This is a genomic window from Cupriavidus sp. MEYA8 (assembly GCF_059278825.1).
On the sequence record NZ_CM181222.1, the window covers coordinates 2,203,543 to 2,223,260 of the forward strand.

Annotated in this window: 15 protein-coding genes and 1 pseudogene; 7 read left to right on the forward strand and 9 right to left on the reverse strand. The window is 65.3% G+C overall.

Features of this window, described 5'->3' with window-relative positions; all coding sequences use genetic code 11:
• Positions 1-314: 314 nt before the first annotated feature.
• A complete protein-coding gene (locus tag AC5WJ1_RS27025; RefSeq protein ID WP_494476747.1) occupies positions 315-713 on the forward strand; it encodes a hypothetical protein in 399 nt (132 codons plus the stop codon).
• Between the two features lie 8 nt (positions 714-721).
• On the opposite strand, the gene AC5WJ1_RS27030 is transcribed toward AC5WJ1_RS27025, so the two are convergent.
• From AC5WJ1_RS27030 to AC5WJ1_RS27040, 3 genes are all read right to left on the reverse strand, one after another.
• The gene (locus AC5WJ1_RS27030; protein ID WP_494476748.1) at positions 722-2,794 is read right to left on the reverse strand and encodes a recombinase family protein; all 2,073 of its coding nucleotides are present in this window, start codon (positions 2,792-2,794) and stop codon (positions 722-724) included.
• A 136-nt stretch (positions 2,795-2,930) separates the two neighbouring features.
• Entirely contained in the window at positions 2,931-3,263 is a 333-nt protein-coding gene (locus AC5WJ1_RS27035) for a DUF6788 family protein (RefSeq protein WP_035862386.1), read from the reverse strand.
• Positions 3,264-3,315: 52 nt separating this feature from the next.
• Positions 3,316-3,624 carry a DUF5372 family protein gene (locus tag AC5WJ1_RS27040; protein ID WP_494476749.1) on the reverse strand — a complete coding sequence of 103 codons (309 nt, stop codon included), beginning with the start codon at positions 3,622-3,624 and terminating at the stop codon, positions 3,316-3,318.
• Between the two features lie 14 nt (positions 3,625-3,638).
• On the opposite strand from AC5WJ1_RS27040, the pseudogene ltrA reads away from it, so the two are divergent.
• Positions 3,639-4,646 (forward strand): annotated as a pseudogene (ltrA, locus tag AC5WJ1_RS27045) (group II intron reverse transcriptase/maturase); the annotation flags it as partial.
• A 128-nt stretch (positions 4,647-4,774) separates the two neighbouring features.
• Here ltrA and AC5WJ1_RS27050 read toward each other — a convergent pair.
• Positions 4,775-5,398, reverse strand: coding sequence for an FMN-binding negative transcriptional regulator (locus tag AC5WJ1_RS27050; RefSeq protein WP_135702745.1), 624 nt, complete (start codon positions 5,396-5,398; stop codon positions 4,775-4,777).
• 81 nt (positions 5,399-5,479) lie between these two features.
• Between AC5WJ1_RS27050 and pdxR the strand changes: the two genes are divergently transcribed.
• Positions 5,480-6,964: a MocR-like pyridoxine biosynthesis transcription factor PdxR gene (gene pdxR, locus AC5WJ1_RS27055; protein WP_494476750.1), complete on the forward strand. Its 1,485-nt coding sequence runs from the start codon at positions 5,480-5,482 to the stop codon at positions 6,962-6,964.
• Between the two features lie 110 nt (positions 6,965-7,074).
• Positions 7,075-7,791, forward strand: coding sequence for a DUF899 family protein (locus tag AC5WJ1_RS27060; protein WP_494476751.1), 717 nt, complete (start codon positions 7,075-7,077; stop codon positions 7,789-7,791).
• Between the two features lie 74 nt (positions 7,792-7,865).
• On the opposite strand, the gene AC5WJ1_RS27065 is transcribed toward AC5WJ1_RS27060, so the two are convergent.
• Positions 7,866-8,816 carry a Bug family tripartite tricarboxylate transporter substrate binding protein gene (locus tag AC5WJ1_RS27065; RefSeq protein ID WP_240745854.1) on the reverse strand — a complete coding sequence of 317 codons (951 nt, stop codon included), beginning with the start codon at positions 8,814-8,816 and terminating at the stop codon, positions 7,866-7,868.
• A gap of 141 nt (positions 8,817-8,957) precedes the next feature.
• A complete protein-coding gene (locus AC5WJ1_RS27070; RefSeq protein WP_195431821.1) occupies positions 8,958-9,650 on the reverse strand; it encodes a TVP38/TMEM64 family protein in 693 nt (230 codons plus the stop codon).
• Between the two features lie 610 nt (positions 9,651-10,260).
• Between AC5WJ1_RS27070 and AC5WJ1_RS27075 the strand changes: the two genes are divergently transcribed.
• Positions 10,261-12,288 (forward strand): galactose oxidase-like domain-containing protein, encoded by a 2,028-nt coding sequence (locus AC5WJ1_RS27075; protein ID WP_494476752.1) that lies wholly within the window; start codon positions 10,261-10,263, stop codon positions 12,286-12,288.
• Positions 12,289-12,529: 241 nt separating this feature from the next.
• Complete coding sequence (locus AC5WJ1_RS27080) at positions 12,530-12,994, forward strand: RidA family protein (protein WP_135703942.1); 465 nt, start codon at positions 12,530-12,532, stop codon at positions 12,992-12,994.
• Between the two features lie 17 nt (positions 12,995-13,011).
• Here the strand turns inward: AC5WJ1_RS27080 and AC5WJ1_RS27085 are convergent, their stop codons facing one another.
• Positions 13,012-13,923 (reverse strand): LysR family transcriptional regulator, encoded by a 912-nt coding sequence (locus AC5WJ1_RS27085; protein WP_135702739.1) that lies wholly within the window; start codon positions 13,921-13,923, stop codon positions 13,012-13,014.
• Positions 13,924-14,227: 304 nt separating this feature from the next.
• Here AC5WJ1_RS27085 and AC5WJ1_RS27090 point away from each other — a divergent pair, with 304 nt between their 5' ends.
• Positions 14,228-14,938: an SDR family NAD(P)-dependent oxidoreductase gene (locus AC5WJ1_RS27090; protein WP_135702738.1), complete on the forward strand. Its 711-nt coding sequence runs from the start codon at positions 14,228-14,230 to the stop codon at positions 14,936-14,938.
• A gap of 76 nt (positions 14,939-15,014) precedes the next feature.
• On the opposite strand, the gene AC5WJ1_RS27095 is transcribed toward AC5WJ1_RS27090, so the two are convergent.
• Both AC5WJ1_RS27095 and AC5WJ1_RS27100 read right to left on the reverse strand, forming a co-directional pair.
• Positions 15,015-16,253, reverse strand: a complete 1,239-nt coding sequence (locus AC5WJ1_RS27095) for a polysaccharide pyruvyl transferase family protein (protein WP_494476753.1) — start codon at positions 16,251-16,253, stop codon at positions 15,015-15,017.
• A gap of 4 nt (positions 16,254-16,257) precedes the next feature.
• Positions 16,258-19,674, reverse strand: coding sequence for an adenylate/guanylate cyclase domain-containing protein (locus AC5WJ1_RS27100; protein ID WP_494476754.1), 3,417 nt, complete (start codon positions 19,672-19,674; stop codon positions 16,258-16,260).
• Positions 19,675-19,718 lie beyond the last annotated feature (44 nt).

The following is a 19,718-nucleotide window of genomic DNA, read 5'->3' on the forward strand; positions in this document are numbered from 1 at the left end:
CAACTGCGTGAGGGCGACCGAGCGTGGGGAGGAAGCGTGGAGCGTAAATCGTGAGCCGATGAACAAGAACCACATAGAAGGCGCGGCTGAGCAGGGCGAGCGGGCGAGAAACCGCGAAGCTCTTGTGATCAAGGCGAGGCAGCGTAAATGTGGCGGCTGTGCGATGAAGGAGTGCGTTCTTACCTGGGGAGACCTCACCTCGATCCCGAAAGGGTAACGGCGTCGAGCCGGAGTGAGGAGTCAGCAGAGGCCGTAGTAGCCAGAGGACAGACCGGCAAGGTTGGAGCTATTGGCGAAGGGCCGAACGAGAGGAAGTGTCAGAAGCCATGACGATGTTGGAGGCCAGGCGCCAGAAGCCCGCGCGAGCGGGGCGGGACACCGAAGCCAGGGGTGAAGCCCCGGATGGAGTGTGTCGCGGCGAAGCCGAAATCCCGCGGCATGAAACGGACGGCACAGGGTCGGCGCTGCTGGAAGCGGCGCTGACGCGCGAGAACTTGCGGCAGGCGTTCAAACGGGTGCGGGCGAACAAGGGGTCGGCGGGTGTGGACGGGCTGGACATTGACCAGACGTCGCGCAAACTGGCGTCCGAGTGGCCTCGTATCCGTGAGGAACTGCTGCGGGGGACGTACCGGCCCAGTCCGGTACGACGGGTGACGATCCCGAAGGCGGAAGGTGGCGAGCGCGAGCTTGGCATCCCGACGGTGATCTCATAATGCACCTCTCACAGTTGATTGTAGGAATGTTGCCCCCGAAGATGCCCTGAAGTGCGCACCCAGTCCCGCAGTTGCTGTTCCTTGGTAGGATCCAGGGTGATCCACCACGGCCCCCGCCCATCAAGCTTCCGAGCGTGGACCACCTGGCGCTCAATCCAGTAATACACGACGTGTGGACTGATGCCCAGTCGGTGAGCGAGTTGTTGTACCGTGAGTTCGTCAGTCCGCTTGAGGCTGGTCGGCGCAATCCCGTACCGGTAGCGGATCCACTTGACCATGGAGAGCGTGAACGAATTGCCAGTTGGGCTGCGCAGGCCTTCCTGATTGAGGTGCGCAACGATTTGTGGGTCGGACAGATGTTGCGAAAGTTTGCGCACGTGCTCGACGGTCGCAGTGGGATAGCGCATCGCGTCGGTGACCGGCTTGGGCAAAGTCACGGTGGTGTCGGTACAGATGCCGCCCTGCCAACGCACATGTAGGACTACCTGTCTCGTTGCGGGCAGCTTCTCAACCGTAATGTCCCGGATGAGTAGTCGCAACATGCGCTTGCGATCCTTCGCTAGGGTCGCCGGGGCACGCCAAAGGCGCGGCAGATTGCGGGCAAGTGCGAGGATCTGGGCCTTCTGTTCGGGCGTGGCGACGCGCGCCTTCTGGCTCTGGAACTGGGCGGCTTCCGTCTTGATGGCTTCGAGGCGAAGCATCGCGTCATTCCAGCGCTGCTCGAGGGTGCCCGCGACCAGACGGTTGGCGGGATCGCATTCCTGGTAGCGACGCTCGGCAAGCGCGACCTCATACTCGGCGCGTTCGATGCGCATATGCCATTGGCGCATGATGGCGTGATCGCGCTGCTGGAGTTCGTTCAGGGCGTTCATGGCCAGTTCGAGTTCCGCTGGCCGCAGGGCCGCGAGCGCTGCTTCGCCGATCGCGTTGTCGAGCAGGTCGCTGCGCACGCTCATGCAATCGGTGGTCGCCAGACCCTGGCGGCGGCGCGCATTGCACAGGTACAACGGATAAAGGCCACCGTTACCCTGGTACCGCACGGTCAGCGCCCGACCACAGCAGCCACAGATCAGCATCCCCTGCAGCAGCGCCAACCCTTCACGCGCCGCACCGCTGAGCACGGAACCTTCGCCATTGGTTCGGTTGCGCGCCAGTCGCGCCTGATTGCGCTCGAAGTCCTCCGGCGTGATATAGCCTTCGTGATGGTCGGGCAGATGGACGCGCCAGTCCGCCTTGGGTACCGGCTGCACGCGCTGATGGACCTCTCCCTGTGGCGTGATGCGTCGGCGATACTGGTAACGGCCGAAGACATAGATGCCGGCGTACGAGGGATTGCGGATCAAACCGAGCACGCGCTCGTGTCTCAGGCTCCCCCAGATGAGTCGACCTGCCCAGGCACCGCCGTATGCGCGCTTAGGAAAGCGCAGCCCATCCTCGGCAAAGCGCTTGACGACTGCGTATGCGCTGCCGGTCTCTTCAAATAAACGAAATACCAGTTGCACGGCGCCGCGAACCTCGTCATCGGGATCGAGGACGATGCGACCCTCATCGTCATAGCACAAGCCAACTGGCAGCGGAAATCGCAACTCACCCTTCTGCGCCTTATTGAGCTTGCCGCCTTGGAGGCGCCCGCGCAAAAAGTGAAGTTCGGCCTGTGCCATTGTGCCTTTGAGACCGAGCAGCAGACCGTCGTTGAAGTCGCCCGGATCGTAGCAGCCATCGGCGTCGATGACGAGCGTATGGGTGAGTGCACACAACTCGAGCAGGCGATGCCAGTCCAGATTCGAGCGCGCCAGGCGCGAGACTTCCAGCGCAAACACGGCGCCCACTTGCCCCATCGAGACATCCGCCACCAGCGTCTTGAAGTCCTGGCGGCCGGTCATCTGGGCGCCCGACTGACCGAGGTCCCGGTCCAGGATCCGGATCGACGTGTCCGGCCAACCGAGCGCCAGCGCCTTCTCGCGCAACGCATACTGGCGCTCGGTACTCTCCTGATGATGCCGTACCTGAGCCAGCGTCGACTGGCGGATATAGATGTACGCCGGCTTGCTGTGATGTTGCGGGGTGATCTTGGTGTTCATCGACGGCCTCCTCAGTCGGTTCCAGCGCGGACTCGGCGGTGAGCCAAGCCTCGAGCATGTTGGCGATGAGTACGCCGGCTGATTGCGGATCGATGGAGATGGTGAGCGACAGCGGTGCCTGGCTCACCGACGCCCCTCAGAGCGCCTCGCGGCGGCGTAGTAGTTCGCGATTGATCTCGCAGATCTCCTCGATGATCTCGCGGACCCGGTGATAGTTCGTCAAGTGTTCGGAGACTTCGGCGTAATCGGCCTGTGGCACGTAGTCCATTTGCGGCCGGCGCCCGGGGAAACTCACCGATAAGTAGTACTTGGGGCCATGACCGGGGCCGTCGGCGCACTTGCAGCCAGGCTTGCCGCAGCGCTTGTAGCGTTCGATGAGCGAGCCTCGCAAGAGCGTGTCCAATGCCGGCATTTGCTTGAGCAATTGCGCGCGGCGTTTGCGTAGAGTGGACGACGGAATATCTTGCATTGGCGGACCACGGTAAAAACTGGTCTGATAGTAGGTGAACGTGATGCATTGATCAAGCTCCTTTGGATCCTTTGGATGACTTCTTGGAGGACGAAGCGGCAAGCTGTTCGATCAGCGCAATCAGCTCCAGCAGCATGTCCAGATCGAAGCGACACGCAGGGACCTCGCGATCGTCTTCGACGATAGGCGCGCCCCAGTCGGTCCAATCGCGGGCAATGCTGAAGCTGCCGCGCTCTACATGACCCAGCAGCAGTGTGTCGGCGCCCGCCACGCGGCGCGTCTTCAGGACCGGAAAGCGTTGGCCCCGGAGCGGATGAAACGGATGGCGGATCTCAGCCCATCCCAAATGCTCGTTGAGCACTTGTGTAGTTCGCGCTGACCGTCCCGACGGTGACGGATCGGCTGATCCAGCAGGCGCTGTTGCAAGTCCTGCAACCGCTGCTTGACCCGACCTTCAGCAAGCATAGCTACGGGTTTCGGCCTGGACGGCGGGCACATGATGCGGTGTTAGCCGCTCAGTCGTTCGTGCAGTCGGGCCGTCATGTGGTGGTGGACGTGGACTTGGAGAAGTTCTTCGACCGGGTCAACCACGACATTCTGATCGACCGCCTAAGGCAACGCATCGCCGACGCCGGGATCATCCGGCTGATACGAGCCTACCTGAACGCGGGAATCATGGATGGCGGGGTGGTCATGGAACGGCATCAGGGAACGCCGCAAGGTGGTCCCCTGTCGCCGCTGCTGGCCAACGTCTTGCTAGATGAGGTGGACAAGGAGTTAGAGTGGCGGGGTCACTGCTTCGCGCGGTATGCCGATGACTGCAACGTCTACGTTGGCAGTCGTCGCGCTGGCGAGCGGGTGATGGCTCTGCTACGAAGGCTCTATGACCGCCTCAAGCTGAAAGTTAACGAAGCCAAAAGCGCCGTGGCGCCGGTATTTGGTCGCAAGTTCCTTGGGTATGGCCTATGGCAAGCCCGGGACGGTGTGATCAAACGTGTGGTGGCTGCTAAGCCAATGGCGGCGTTCAAACAGCGTGTCAGGGTACTGACGCGGCGCAATGGTGGGCGCAGCCTCCAAGCCGTAGTCGATCAGTTGCGCCCTTACCTGCTGGGCTGGAAAGCCTACTTCGGGCTGGCGCAGACCTCCAGAATCTGGCGTGAGTTGGACAGCTGGATAAGGCGGCGGCTTCGGGCCTTGCAGCTCAAACAGTGGCGCAGGGGCAAGACTATCCACCGCGAACTGCTTCGCCTGGGGGCCTCACTACCGGTGGCGCAGTCGGTGGCGGCGTTAAGCCGTCGCTGGTGGCACAACAGCCTATCGGCGATTCATCGGGTGCTGACCACTGCCTACTTCGATAGTCTGGGACTGCCCCGTCTCGTCTGACCTCAACCTCTCGAACCGCCCGGTGCGGACCCGCATGCCGGGTGGTGTGGCAGGGGATGCAGCCCGATGGGCTGCCCCCTATGCCGATTGCTTGCTTGCGCTTTTACTTGCTCTTTTACTTGCCTGCCTTACCCGGCACGACGCATGGACTGCGCGAGTTCGCCGAATCCCCGCGCTTGCAGCGATTCCGCGGCACCCAGCCGGTCGCGCGCTTCCCGGTTCTGGCTCAGCTTGACCTTGCCCTGCAGCGCAGTGACGGCGATCTCGATGCCGACGATATGGCGCAGCATGCCGTCGATGAATTCGGGCGTGGAGTCGCCCATCTTCCACGGCCTGGGCTCGTCCGCTTCGTGCCGGCGCGTCAGGCGCGCGACGATGCGCCGGACGAAGCGTTCGTCGTCATGCACGGTGAGCGTGCCGTGCGCGTGCACCACCTCGTAGTTCCAGGTCGGCACCAGGCGGTGCGTCTCGTGCTTGCTCGGGTACCAGTTTGGCGAGATGTAGGCCTCGGCGCCGCGAAAGACGACCATCACCGGCGTGCCGGAAGGGCAGCGCTGCCAGACCGGGTTGGCACGCGCCACGTGGGCGCTGAGCACGCCGTGCGAGCCCGCGTCGGCGTCGAACTCGAACGGAATGTGGTCGGCATCCAGCGTGCCGCTTGCCTGGGTGACCAGCATGCCGAGCGGGTGCGCGCGAATGATGCGCGCAAGTTCTTCTGGGCGGGTTTCTGCGAAGTGGGCGGGGATGTACATGGGGCGAACGGGTGTCCTGGCGTCGTAGATACTGTCTCCTGTAACTGGCACAATCGGAAGGTCCAGTTTTCAGGATTTTTTATGGGCCAGATTCCCCGACCCAACGGCCCGCGGCCGGGCGCCAGCGGCGCGGGACGCCGCATCTACGACCTGCTGCGCGGCCAGATCTCGGACGGCGTGCTGCCGCCGGGCGCGCCCGCACCGTCCACGCGGGCGCTGGCAGCCGAGCTGGGGGTATCCCGCACCACGGTCACCGCGGCCTATGAGCAGTTGGCGGCCGAAGGCTTTCTCGTCACGTCGGCGGGGCGCGCGGCGCGGGTTGCCAATGCGCTGGCGGCGCCGGCGCCTGCCAGCGCGGCCGGGACGCCGCGCCTTGCCTCCCGTTTGCCGCTGTCCCGCTTTGCACGCCGGCTGGCGGACATCGGCATGCCGGCATTCCCCGACGCGGAACCGCTTCGTTTCGACTTCCGCTATGGCGCGGTGGCGTCGCGGGATTTCCCTACGCTGGCGTGGCGGCGCGCCTATCAGGCCGAACTGCTGCGTCAGCAGGACGGCCTTTACTATGCGGCGCCGGAGGGCGACCCTGCGCTGCGCCGCGCCCTGCATGGCTATCTGCGGCGGGCCCGCGGGCTTGCCTGCGAGCCCGCGCAAATCGTGGTGGTGAACGGCTCGCAACAGGCCATCGACCTGTGCGCGCGGCTGCTGCTGGATGCCGGCGACGCCTTCGCCTTTGAAGATCCCGGCTACCTGATGGCCCGGTGCTGCTTCGCGGCGACCGGCGCCACCTGCCTGCCCACGCCCGCGGACGAACACGGACTGGATACCGCCAGCCTGCCGCAGCACGAGCGCGTCCGCCTGGCATACGTGACGCCATCGCACCAGTTCCCGCTGGGTGGCGTGCTGCCGGTCGGCCGGCGCATGGAATTGCTGCAATGGGCACAGCGCCACGATGCCTGGATCGTCGAAGACGACTACGACGGCGAGTTCCGCTACGGCCAGCGCCCGATCGACACGCTGCAGTCGATCGACACCGACGGACGCGTGATCTACGTCGGCACCCTCTCCAAGGCATTGTCGCCGCAACTGCGGCTCGGCTACCTGGTGCTCCCTGCCGAACTGGTGCCGGTGTTCCGGCAGGCCAAGCGGCTGGCCGACCGCCATGCGCCGGTGCTGGAGCAGCGCGCGCTGGCCGCGCTGATCGAGAGCGGCGCCTACGAACGCCATGTGCGGCGCATGCGCCGGGAGAACGAGCGCCGCCGTGCGGCGTTGCTGGATGGCATTGCCCGCTACCTGCCCGCGGATGCCGAGGTCAGCGGCACGGCGGCCGGCCTGCATGTGGTGCTGTGGCTGCCGTCGCTGCGCCCGCGGGACGAAGCGGCGCTGGCGGCTGCCGCGCGGGAGCAGGACGTGGGCGTTTATCCGTTGTCGCCGCTGTTTGCCTTGCCGCCGTCGCCAGGACCCACACGACCGGCCGGGCTGGTGCTGGGCTATGCCAGCCTGACGACCCGGCAGATTGAGGAAGGCATGCGCATCCTGGGCGCGGTCATCGCGGCTATGGCCGCGTGAACCCTATGCTGCGGTGCTATCGGATCGCGTCTATGCCGGTGTGCTCGAAGGCGCGGAGAACCGATCCCGGCGTCGACAAGCCTAACAGGGAGCAACCGCAGGAGGCTAGCATGTTGCACGTCACTTACCCCAACGAAAGCGCCGAGTACCGCAAGGCGCGGAACGCACTGCTTGAAGAGGAAATTGCGTTGCGAAGGCATATCGAGGCCGTCGCGGCGCAGCGCCGCGCGCTGCCGCCAGGCGGCGAAGTGCCGCAGGACTACGTGTTCGAGCGGATCGGCGCGAACGGCATGCCCGAAACGGTCGCAATGTCCGGGCTGTTCGGCCCGCATCCCACCCTGGTCCTGTACAGCTTCATGTACGGCCCGGACCGCGATACGCCATGCCCGATGTGCACGCTCTTGCTCGACTCCGTCAACGGCGCGGCCAGGCATATCGGCCAGCGTGCTGCGCTCTATATCGTCGCCAAGTCGCCCATCGCACGGCTGGTCGCGTGGGCGCGCGAACGGGGATGGGCGCATCTTCAGTTCCTCTCGACCGCGGGCAACAGCTACGACGCCGACTATTTCGGAGACTCAACGAAACTGCCGGCGCAGATCCGGGCGTTGAGCGGCGGGAAGCCCGGCGAGGAATGGGACGACACCGCATTCAACGTATTCCGTCTCGACCACGGCAAGGTCCGCCACTTCTGGGGCAGCGACCTTACCTGGGCACCGGCGGACGTTGGCACGGATCATCGGTCCGGCGACGCCGTCAGTGCGCTCTGGGGCCTGCTCGACATGACGCCCGAGGGGCGTGGGCAGTTCATGCCGAAGCTTGCCTACTAACGCCCCGCGCGCGACCAGTCCTTCGTCGCAGGATGCGCTGACAGCGCAGGCCATTGCGACGGCCTGCGCTGCCATCACTTCTCCTGCATCCTGGCCGCCTTGACGATCTCGCCCAGCCGCTTCCGTTCCGCATTGACGAACTTCACGAAATCCGCACGCGTGCCGCCGATCGGCTCGATGCCGACGGCCTTCAGCTTGGCGGAGGCGTCGGGATCTTTCATGGCCTTGTCGACCGCCGCGGCGACCTTGTCGAGAATGGCGTTGGGCGTGCCCTTGGGCGCGTGGACACCGGCCCAGTGGGCGATCTGCAAATCCGGAAAACCCTGCTCGACCGCGGTGGAGAGCTGCGGGTAGGCCGAGATGCGCTGCGTCCAGGTCGTGGCCAGCGCCTTGAACTTGCCTTCGTGCAGGATGTGCGGCAGCGCGATGATGCTGGCCTCGGAGGTGCCCTCCACCTGGCCGCCCAGCACTGCCGTGGTGCTCTCCGACCCGCTCTTGTACGGCACCGGCTGCAGCTTCGCGCCGTACTTTACGTTCAGGATCTCGGCGACAAAGTGGGGCGTGCTTCCGGTTCCCGCGGTGGCGAAGTTGAAGCCGGTGCCTTTCTTCGAGGCCTCGACAAAGTCGCGCAAGTCCTTGTAGGGCGCGTTCTTCGGCACGACGATCACCGACGGCGCGAGGCCGATCATGGCGACCGGCACCAGGTCGTCGTCCTTGAACGGCATCGACTTCTTGATCATGCTGTTGGAAATGACACCGGCGGCGCTGATCAGGAAGGTGTAGCCATCGGGCTTGCTCTTGGCCACCACGTCCGCGCCGACGGTGCCACCGGCGCCCGGGCGGTTCTCGACCAGTACGGTCTGCCCCAGCTCCTTGGAAGCGCCCTCGGCCGCGGCGCGCGCCATCAGGTCATTGGCGCCGCCAGCGGCGAAAGGCACGACAAAGCGGATGGGTTTGTTCGGCCACTGCCCTTGTGCCGAGGCCGGCGTAGCGGCAATCAGGCTTGCCGTGGCCAGCAGGCCCAAGGCGAATCGATATTTCGTGGTCAAGGCTTGTCTCCGTGTGTGGATCAGGGAATCGGCTCGTCAGCGTATGTCTTTTGTGCCGGTAATCCTATATTCACCCGGGGACTGCCCGCAACGACCTGATCTGAGCCGACGCCCGCCTCAGCGCCGACGCAGGCCGCCAGCCTTGTGCTTCCTGGCCGTACGCAGCGCCAGTCCCGCCAGCACCGCGACGACCGCCAGGATGCCGGCGGCGATGAAGAAGGGCAGGGGCCGGTCGATCGCCAGGCTCTCGCCCGCGACGACGATGCCAATCGCATAGCCCGCTTCGGCGATGGCGATGGCGGCCAGGAACTTCGCGAAGGGGTAGCGCATCGTGCCAAAAAGATAGCCGGGAATTTCGGACGGCACCGCGATGCAGAACAGCAGCACCGCCCAGAATCTGATGCGCTTCGATACGTAGTCCTGGTACTTCGCCAGCTTGTCCGCATAACCGCTGCGGGCAAGCAACGGATAGGCGAGACGGCCGATGCCGTAGGCGGCAACCGCGCCCAGCACCCAGCCGCCCCAGAGCAGAAGAACGGTGAGGGGCTTGCCAAACACGGCGCTGGCCGGCGGCACCAGGACCACGCTCGAGGCGAAAGCGAGCATGGCAGATACGGCGGAGAACAGGAAGAAAACCAGCGCGCCAGCCCCGGGATGCTGTTCCATCGTTGCCTGGGCCCAGGCGATGGCCTGGTCGGCAAAGCCCTTGACGGGCGGGGACAGCACGGCCAGGGCGATCAGCGCCGCCACGGTGCCGACTGCAGACCAGAACCAGATGGTGCGCCGATTGGCAGACAATTTGCTCAGCATATAAAAATTAGAACCGCGGGCAGGGCCGAAGTTTCGATGCGAGGGCACGGTGGATCACGACGGGGGGCGCCGTGCGCGCGGCCACTGGCGGCAATTTCGAGTTTTAGCTCGCGGCACAAACTGCAAGAGATTGACGGCTCATTGCCCCGCTAGAGACATACGAGCCCCGACGTAGTTGTCTCCTCTCTGAAACGTTCTTTCCGGTTTGCGCTGGCCGGCAATTCTTCCACCGCAGAATTTCCGAACAGAATCAAGACGCTAGCCCGGTTGGCACCGATCTCGCTTAGCCATTTGAATCAATTCGCTATTCCGGGGAGATGCCGGGCGTGGGCCGGCGATGCCGGCACGCGCTCAAGTTGGCAGTGAAGCTACCGCCCGAAGGCAGTATTGGAGGGCGCAGCCGAGACCAGGGATGTCGTCCCGCGCGCTTCCCTGTCTTGCGACGCTGCGGGTGCACCGCATGTCCAGGGCATAGCCAAATGCGCCACGGAAATCAGAGAAGGAGGGCGCCACCAGTACCTTGGTTGAAACAGCTTTTCAAGGGCTGGGGGCACTGCTGGCTGCAGTCCTCCCGGCTGTTTCCTGCATTGATGGCTTCAAAGGTGGTCGTATGGCAAATCGTCGTAAGGCCCTGTCACTGGCGCTGACAGGCACATGCTCGTTCTGGCTTATCGCCGCGCCGGCCGGTACCGCTGCGGCGGTGGAGGCATGCCCTGCCGCGGGTGCGACGGTATGTGGGGTAAACAGCGGTCTGATTCCCGTGCACAAGGATTTCATCCACACCTCGCTGATATGGAATAAGAAGTACGCGGAATGCCCGAAAATGCTGATCTGGATGCGGCCATCTGAGTACAAGCCGAAGCACTATCTGAATCCGCCGGTGCAGGGTGGTGGCTTCCCGGGATTCAACCAGAAGTACATCGAACTGGTACAGGGCGGTTTCGGGCTCGGACAACTCGACGAAAGCGGCTGGTCGCGCTACAGCTCCGACCTCGAACGTGAAAACACCCAGATCGTGGATGTCTGTGGACTGCAGTCCCTGATCGATACCGGCATATTCACCAAGACGGCTATCGCCGACCTGACCAGCGCGGACATCAGCCATACCGATCCGTTCTTTTCGGACGCAGGCTTTTCCAGGGGACTGGGATATAACCTGTTCTGCAATGGCCACGTGGCTGGCATCGATGGCCGCATCTATGTAGTCGGGTTGCATGACAAGGGCGGCAACAATGGCGGCAGGAAGGTCAATATATTCGACCCCAAGACCGAGCAATGGGTATTCAGGCCCACGCCCTGCGTCAGGTCAGGCTTTGAATCGGATCCGACCGGCACCTTGTCGCATTGCAATCCCCTCGATGAGAACAACACCGACCCGCCGCTCCCCTCGGACCTGAAGTACCAGCGGTGGTACCCCACCGCCGTGACCCTGCCCGACGGGAAGATCCTGGTGCTGTCCGGCTCGGACCAGGATACCAGCGTGGGGGCGGGCAACGCGAGCGCCACCAAGGTACGGCAGGCGGTACCCGAGGTGTACGACCCCAAGACGGACACGACGGTGGCGCTGGAGAGCGCGCGCAAGCTGTTGCCAATGTATCCGCGCGCCTTTGTGGTCCAGACCGGCCCTGGCGAGAAGGACTGGAAGGTCGCGGTGACATCCGAAGTCGTGCCGCCCCTGCCCGGGGAAACGGGCGGCCTCAACATCCGCGGATATGACCCGTTCTTCTACAGCGGCAAGACCTACCTGTTCGATGTCCAGGCAGCGCTGGCCGATCCGCTGATCGCCACGCCGGCGCAAAACCATTGGCAATATGTCGATACCGCGCAGAATGCCCACGACAGTGGTGCCGGGGCCATCATGGTAACGATCAACGCGGATGGCACGTGGTCGCAAAACGTGTTCCTGTTCGGCGGATCGAATGGCGGCAACACACCGGGATCGGCGGTTGCGGAAACCATCAACTTCTCCAGCGCGACGCCAAAATGGACGTCCCTTAGCAACCTGGCCCAGCCGGTCTCCCAGAACAATGTGGTCGTGCTGCCGGACGGGAAGCTGCTGGTCGTTGGTGGTGCCGAGGGCGACGTCAACAGCCTGGTCTACCAGCTGTACAATCCGGCCGACGGCAGCAGGACCGACGTGGCCACTTCGCCGGTGCCCCGGCATGACCATTCCACTGCGCTGCTGATGCCAAATGGCGGTGTATGGGTGATGGGCGGCAACCGGGTCAACCTGATACCGGGATCGCCGCAGACGCAGGCGCAGCGTGACGCCGCTGTACCGGTCATCGAGTTCTACAAGCCGCCGTATTTCTTCAAGGGCGCGAAGCCGGTCATCATCCAAAGTCCCAACAGCATCCACTACGGCAACAGCTTCAAGCTCGACGTCTCCGGTACTGAGGTCGAGTCGGTGGCGCTGGTTCGTACCGGTCCGATCACGCACAACTGGACCTGGGGAAACCGGTACGTGAAGCTGCCGGTGCGGCTTCACAACGACGGCAAGCTGGAGGTCACCGCGCCGCCGCTGCCAGGGCTGGCGATTGCCGGCGACTACGTGCTCTACGCCGTTGGCAAGAACGGGACCGTCAGCGAAGGGCGGCATGTGCTGCTGAAGTCCAAGGGGGAACCTGCGAACGATTAGACATTGGCAGGTATTGACCGCCGGACCCGTCCGGGCCCTTCGTTCGCGAGGCGGCCCCCGACGGGCACGCGGATTTGTTCCATGGCGTTTCTATTCCTGTTCCCGCCGGTGCCTGTATTCCCGGTCAATGCGCACCTAAACTGAGCCTGACAGGAGAAGGCCGAAGACTGCGCTGCCGCCATTCAGGCCAGCCGCACGGCACTCCCGATTCACAGCACACCCGACCAGACTGGAATACATGATGTCCGTACATGAACGACTTTCGGCGCGCGGACTGGCGCTGCCGCGGCCCCCGCAACCACTGGGCAGCTATACCGCCGTCAGCCAGGCGGGAGACCTGCTCTTCATCTCCGGCCAGTTGCCATTGCAGGACGGCAAGGTGGCCTGGCAAGGCCAGGTCGGCAAGGACCTGACGGTCGGGCAGGGCAAGCTGGCCGCCGAACTCGCGGCTCTCAACGTGCTGGCGCAGATCGATGACTGCCTGGGTGGCTTCGAGCGCCTGGACCATATCGTTCGCGTCGACGGCCACATTGCCAGCGCGCCGGGCTGGTTCGACCAGCCCGCGGTCCTCGACGGGGCTTCGGACCTGTTCCGCGATGTGCTGGGGGACAAGGCCGGCCATGCACGGACCATTTCCGCGCATTTCCAGCAGCCCGCCAATGCAGCGGTGATCCTCGTGGTGATTGCGCAGCTCAAGCCTGCGTGAGCGCTCCGCGTGGAGATTTACGCGGAAAACTTCTCCACCAGGAAGTCGACGAAGACGCGCACGCGGCGCGTCACGTGCCGCGCCGACGGGTAGAGCAGCACGAACGGCCGCGTACTGCCGCTGAATTCCTGCAAGACTTCCACCAGCGTGCCGTCGCGCAGGTCCTGTTCCACCACGAAGCGATAGGTCTGGAACAGGCCCGCTCCGGCGCGGACCAGCGTGGCCCCGCCGAGGATGTCTTCGGTCGCCGCATAGCCGCCGGTGGTGACGATATCGGTGTCTTCGCCATTGACGCGGAAGGTCCAGGGAATGCGCCGGCCGCTGCTGGGGCGTTCGAACTGGATGCATTCATGCCTGAGCAGGTCTTCCAGTGACCGGGGCGTGCCGGCGCGCTGCAGGTAGGCGGGCGTTGCCACGACCACCAGCTCGGCATCCTCCAGCTTGCGCGCAATCAGGTTCGAGTCGTCCGGCGCGCGGCCGCGCACCGACAGGTCATAGGTGTCGTCCGCGAAATCGACGTTGCGGTTGCTGATATGCACGTCGACCTCGACTTCCGGGTACTGCGCCCGGAACGCCGGCAGGACCGGCAGCACGCGGTAGTGGGCATAGGGCGTCGGCAGGCTGATCCGCAAGCGGCCCGCGGGCGCTGCGCGCTGGCCGCTGACCTGCCGCTCCGCATCCAATAGCTGCGCCAGCGCGCCCCGGCTTTGCTCGAAATACAGCCGGCCTTCGTCGGTCAGGCGGATCTGCCGCGTGGTGCGCACGAACAGGCGTACCCCCAGCCGTTCTTCCAGCCGCTGCACGGTGCGGCTGACTGCAGGCGGCGTCACGCCGGCCGCGACCGCGGCGGCGGTGAAGCTGCCCAGTTCGGCGGCCAGGCAGAACAGCTCGATGCTGCCGAGCTGGAGGTCATCGAATTGCCTTTTCATCGGGTCGGATCAGGCGGTGCATCGGGTGGCGGGAAGCGGTGTTCCCATCATATGTGGGCCTTTGCCAGAAGTCGATGGCGGCCGTCTAGCGGGCGGAAAAGCGGCCGGGAGTCGACGTTTCGCCGCCTTGGCAACGGTGCTTCCTGCGCCATTTGTTCCGCGCGTGCATAACTGTTTGTTCCGCCGAGGTCTTCGAACCACGGGACGGTTCTCCTAGATTTGAGCCCATCGGAGCCGTCGGCCCGATCGGCCCGAAGGACCTGAAGGACCCGAAGGCCGAATCAACTGACATCGAGGTAAGAAAATGAGTGCAGCACAGAAGGTTGTCGTCATCACCGGCGCATCGCAGGGCATCGGCGCGGAACTGGTCAAGGCATTCCGCGAGCGCGGCCATCGCGTGGTCGCCACCGCGCGCAGCATCAAGCCGTCGGACGACGCGGACATCCTGGCCGTTCCCGGCGATATCGCCGACCCCGCAACGGCGCGCCGCGTCATCGCCGAAGCCGTGGCGAAGTTCGGCCGCATCGATACGCTGGTCAACAATGCCGGCATCTTCGTCGCCAAGCCGTTCACCAGCTATACCGACGAGGACTATGCCACTGTCACGGGTATCAACCTGACGGGCTTCTTCCATATCACGCAGCTGGCCATTGCCGAAATGGAGAAGCAGCGCAGCGGCCATGTGGTCAGCATCACCACCAGCCTGGTCGACCATGCCATCAGCGGCGTGCCGTCGGTGCTGGCCTCGCTGACCAAGGGCGGGCTGAGCGCGGCGACGAAATCGCTGGCGATCGAGTATGCGAAGACCGGCATCCGCGCCAACGCGGTGTCGCCCGGCATCATCAAGTCGCCGATGCACCCGAAGGAAACGCATGAGGCGCTGGGCGCGCTGCATCCGGTGGGGCATATGGGCGAGATGCGCGATATCGTCGACGCCGTGCTGTACCTTGACCGCGCGCCGTTCGTGACGGGCGAGATCCTGCATGTCGACGGCGGCCAGAGCGCCGGGCACTGAGTCTCCTGCCCGCAAGGGATCGACGGCGCGACGGGGCAGTTGCCCTGTCGCGCCGTTTTGCGTTGAGCCACCGGTGCTAGTCGTCCTGAACCAGCTTGAACGCGGCACGGCACGCGGCGGCCCATTCGCGGGCCAGCGCGCTGCGCTGTGCAAGCCCGATTGCCAACGCCTGGTCCATGCTCGCCGCAAGTTTCTCTACGGGTACGGCCGCCGGCGCGCCGGCCGCGCCCCAGGCCGAGGCGAACGCAACCTGCTTGCTGGCTTCGGGCGGTTGCCCGGGCCGCAGCAGGCCCAGCCTCGGCAAGCCAAAGGCGCCTGCGACAATGCCGCCGTGCAGGCTGCTGCCGATGAAGCCCTGGCTGTGCGCGACCAACGCGCAGATGTCCCACAGGTCGAGCGAGCCAAAGAGCGCGACGTGCGCGCTGCGCAGCCGTGCGGCAAGGCGTTGGTAGCAAGCCAGGTCGTCATGCCATGGCGCGGCGCCGGCGCGGAACAGCACCACGCCCAGGTGCCTGTCCCGGGCGACGCGCTCGAGTTGGGAGGCCAGCTGTGCCAGGGTTTCGTCGTCGCCAAAATCGGCGCTGCACTGCACCGCCAGGTATCCGCCCGGGAAACCCGACCCGATGCGGGCGCATTCGCCATGGCCGGCGCGCCGGCGGATGCGATCGCCGAACAGTTCAGCCACCAGCACCGCCGGATCCGGCTCCAGGCGGCAATCGATGCCGTTCGCGGCGAGCACGGCCCGGGTTTGCCGGTCCCTGACGCCGACACTGGTGGCGGCGCCGAGCTTGGCCACCACTTCGGCCCGCATGCCGGACTCGACCGATCCCAGGTCAATGCCACCGGCGGCGTGGACAATGACGCGCCTGACATTGGCAAACAAAGTGGCAGGCAACAGGTAGGGAGCAAGGTCCGGCACGCCCAGTTGCCGCCGCGCCCACGCCGTGCGCTCGCGCGGATGGCTATCGAGCCGCGCTACCACTGCGCCGGCCTCGTCAGGCGGCAGCAGCATCACGGCGGCTTCCCACGGCGAGCACGTCAGGATTTCGCCGCCCACGTGGATGACCTCGACGGCGGCGTCGCCCACGGTGGCGGACAGATGCGCCAGCGCGCGGACCCGGTGGCCGCCATGGCGCCTCAGGTCGCGCCCGGCAAGACCTCCGAAATAGAGTTTGTCACTGGTGCTGTGCTGGCCGATCATGCGCCGCACCACATGCGCGAGCAGCAGGTCGCCGAAATTGTGGCGGTCGAAGGCGCCGAACAGGATCGTGAAGGTCGCGGCGCCTGCCTGTTCCCGCGGCCCGGACGCTGGCATGGCATCAACGGGCGGCCACGGCCTGCATGTCCGCGCTGTCGAAGCCTTCCGTCAGCCCGGCCCGGATGCCCGCCAGCAACTGGATGGCCGCTTGCTCCTTGCCTTGCTGCCGCCATAGCTGCGCCAGGTCCAGCGCGGCCCGCAATTCCAGCGACCTGGCATGCTGGTGGCGAGCCACTTCCATCGCCTTGTCGAAACACGCTTGCGCTTCGGTGTCGCCTTCAGGCCGCCCCTCGGCAGCCGACCGTTGCCGTACCAGCTCGCCGTTCAGGCGGTGCCATTCCGCGTCGCAATAGTGCTCCCCGGTCTGGTCCACCGCGTCCTTCGCCACGGCAAGCGCGTCCAGCCCCGCCTGCCATTGTCCCTGGCGTCCGTAGGCGTGTGCCAGCAGGCAGTGGAAGTGCGAATTCCCCAGGACCGCACCGGTCGCATGATAGGCGTCCAGCCCTTCATGCATCAGCGCGATGCCTGCCTGCTGCTGCCCCTGTTCCGTTAGCGCCCAACCGCGAAGGATGGTGGTCCACGCGCGCCACAGCGGGAAACCCTGCTCGGTCGACAGCGTGATGGCGGCATCGGCGTATTCCTGCGTGAGTTGGGGCTCGCGGCGGAACTGGTGCAATTCCGCGGCCTGGCACAGGGCATGCGCCAAACTGAAGGGGTGGGATATCTGCCGCGCCAGCGCAAGCCCGTCCTGCGCGCACTGGAGGGCCTGGTCCGGATAGCCAAGCGTCCAGAGCACGAGTGCTGACGCCGACAGGGCGCGCACTTCGGGATCCACGCCATGGACATTCAGGTGGGTGAGATGCGGTCCTGCGCCATAGAGCGCGAGGGCAGCGCGCAGATGGGTATGCGCGATGCCGAACCTGCCCAGGTAATACGCGCTCATCCCAAGCGCGACGTGCGCTTCTCCCGACAGCTCCGGATCGTTCGTTCGCCCGGCCAGCCGCAGCAGTTGCTTGCCTAGCCGGTAAGCCTTCGCATGCTCCGCCCGCAGCGAGAAGTAGGTACGCAGCCCGACCAGCGTCGGGAACAGCTGTAGCGTGTCGCCGCCCTGGCCGCACAGGGCCAGCGCGCGGCTGTAGGTGGCCTCGACCTCGGCGGCGGCAAAGCCCCGGGCGGCGATCAGCGCCGGCCCGATGGCCAGCCGCAGCGCGAGCTCCTGGTGTGCGCGTTCGGGGGTGTCCGGCTGGCGGCCGAGCAATTCCAGGGCGGCATTCAGGTGGCTGATCGCCTCGTGGTAGGCCGAGCGCTGGATGGCCTGCTGTCCCGTGTACTGCAGGTATTCCACCGCCTTCGGGTCGTTGCCGCTGAGGCTGTAATGCCGCGCCAGTTCGCCGTAGTGGTCCTTCAGCTGGTTCTGGAACAGGGCCTCGATCGCCTGGGCGGTGCGCTGGTGCAGCGCGGTGCGCTGCTCCGTCAGCAGGCTGTTGCCGGCCACTTCCTGGGTCAGCGCATGCTTGAAGGTGTATTCGGTGTCGGGAAAGGCCGGCCGCTCGTAGATAAATTCCCCCGCCTGCAGCTGGGCGAGCAGCGGGCGCAACTGCTCATCGGGTTGCGCGACCACCCGCTGGATCAGGCTGAGCGTAAACTCTTTCCCGATCACGGCGAGGGTTTGCAGCAAGTCCTTCTCGGCACGGGACAGCCGGTCGATGCGGGCGGCAAGCACGCCCTGTACCGTGGTCGGGATATGGAGCGCCGTGGGCGTCTTCTCGATGCGGTAGTGGCCGGGCTCGCCAAGCAGCGCCTTTTCCTCGCACAAGGTTTGCACCACTTCTTCCATGAAGAAGGGATTGCCTTCGGTCTTTGCCAGGATCAGGCGCTTGAGGTCCGCCAGCGCCGGATCGTCGCCGAGGAGCGCGGTGAGCAGTTGCCCGGCTTCCGCCAGGCCCAGCGGGTCTAGCCGCAGCGGCGTGTAGCAGTCAAGATGGCTCCAGCCATGCTGGTACTCGGGCCGGTAGTTCAGCAGCAGCAGGATCCTGGCGTTGGCAAGGCGGTCGACGAGTACATCCAGGAAGGCTTCGGTCTCGCTGTCCAGCCATTGCAGGTCCTCGAACAGCAGCACCAGCGGCTGGTTGCGGCTCTCGCGCGCCAGCAGGGTGGTGATCGCCTCGAAGGTGCGCTGGCGCCGGATCAGCGGATCCATGTTCGGCAACGCCGAGCCCGGCTCGCTGATGCCCAGCAGGTGCAACAGGTATGGCAGCACGTCTTCCAGTCCCCGGTCGAGCATCACCACGCGGCCCGCCACCTTTTCGCGGGCCTTCCGTTCGTCGTCGTGAGCCTCGATCTGGAAATAGTTCTTCACCAGCTCGATCAGCGGGAGGTAGGCAAAGGCCTTGCCGTGGGACACCGAGAACGTCTCCAGCTTCAGGCAGCTGCCCGGCGAACGCGCCTTGAATTCATGGAACAGCCGCGATTTGCCGACTCCGGCCTCGCCGACCACCGCAACGATCTGCCCCTGACCCGCCGCGGATCGCTGCAGTGCCTGGTGCAACGTCTCCAGCTCCAGGCCGCGCCCGACGAAGCACGCCAGGCCCCGATGCGCCGACACCTGCAAGCGTGTACGCAGCGGCCCGATGCCGGTCAGCTCGTAGACGGCCAGCGGCATGGGAATGCCCTTGACCTGCGCAACGCCCAGCGGCTTGAAGGCGAAATACCCTTCGGCAAGCCGCTGCGTGGATTCGCTGACGAAGATCGACGAGAGCGCCGCCATGGTTTCCATCCGCGACGCGATGTGGATGGTGTGGCCGACCGGATCGTAGTCCGTGTGCAGATCGTCCTTGCGGATCGAGCGCACCACCACTTCGCCGGTGTGGATGCCGACCCGGATCTGCAGCGAGATGCCTTGCTCCAGCCTGAGCCTGTCGCTGTGGCGCTGCATTGCCTTCTGCATGCGCAGCGCGGCGTAGAGCGCACGCTGGGGGTGGTCCTCGTGCGCGATCGGTGCGCCGAACAGCGCCAGGATGCCGTCGCCCAATGACTTGGCAACGTAGCCCTCGTAGTAGTGCACCGCCTCCATCATCAGGTCGATCACCGGCGTGATCAGCCGGTGGGCGTCCTCTGGATCCAGGTCGTGGATCAGCGCGGTCGAGCCGGCCATGTCCGCAAACAGCACGGTGATGGTCTTGCGCTCGCCGGCGGGCTCGCCGCGGGCTTCCAGCGCCGCCTGCTCGCTGCGGATGCGCTCGGCGAGGTGGGGTGGCGTATAGGACACCGGGGACACCGGGGACACGGGCGAGACCGGCGCGGTGGACGCGGCGGGTGCCGGTTCCCCACAAGGCTCGCCGCATGCACTGCAGAAGCGCGCCGCCGGCGCCAGGGCTTGGCCGCAACTGCGGCACTGGCGGACGAGGGCGCTGCCGCACTGCTGGCAAAAGTTGGCACCCGCGGTGTTATCGCATCCGCACTTTGTGCACTGCGCCATGGGGCCTCCTTGGGGACGCGTCCTTCATAGGATTAGTGCCCAAA

Bases quoted from the DNA above. Each gene is read 5' to 3' on its own strand.
- AC5WJ1_RS27100 (WP_494476754.1), bottom strand. From the start codon at position 19,674: ATGGCGCAGTGCACAAAGTGCGGATGCGATAACACCGCGGGTGCCAAC.
- AC5WJ1_RS27080 (WP_135703942.1), top strand. From the start codon at position 12,530: ATGTCCGTACATGAACGACTTTCGGCGCGCGGACTGGCGCTGCCGCGG.
- AC5WJ1_RS27050 (WP_135702745.1), bottom strand. From the start codon at position 5,398: ATGTACATCCCCGCCCACTTCGCAGAAACCCGCCCAGAAGAACTTGCG.
- pdxR (WP_494476750.1), top strand. From the start codon at position 5,480: ATGGGCCAGATTCCCCGACCCAACGGCCCGCGGCCGGGCGCCAGCGGC.
- AC5WJ1_RS27095 (WP_494476753.1), bottom strand. From the start codon at position 16,253: ATGCCAGCGTCCGGGCCGCGGGAACAGGCAGGCGCCGCGACCTTCACG.
- AC5WJ1_RS27075 (WP_494476752.1), top strand. From the start codon at position 10,261: ATGGCAAATCGTCGTAAGGCCCTGTCACTGGCGCTGACAGGCACATGC.
- AC5WJ1_RS27090 (WP_135702738.1), top strand. From the start codon at position 14,228: ATGAGTGCAGCACAGAAGGTTGTCGTCATCACCGGCGCATCGCAGGGC.
- AC5WJ1_RS27060 (WP_494476751.1), top strand. From the start codon at position 7,075: ATGTTGCACGTCACTTACCCCAACGAAAGCGCCGAGTACCGCAAGGCG.
- AC5WJ1_RS27030 (WP_494476748.1), bottom strand. From the start codon at position 2,794: ATGAACACCAAGATCACCCCGCAACATCACAGCAAGCCGGCGTACATC.
- AC5WJ1_RS27085 (WP_135702739.1), bottom strand. From the start codon at position 13,923: ATGAAAAGGCAATTCGATGACCTCCAGCTCGGCAGCATCGAGCTGTTC.
- AC5WJ1_RS27070 (WP_195431821.1), bottom strand. From the start codon at position 9,650: ATGCTGAGCAAATTGTCTGCCAATCGGCGCACCATCTGGTTCTGGTCT.
- AC5WJ1_RS27035 (WP_035862386.1), bottom strand. From the start codon at position 3,263: ATGCAAGATATTCCGTCGTCCACTCTACGCAAACGCCGCGCGCAATTG.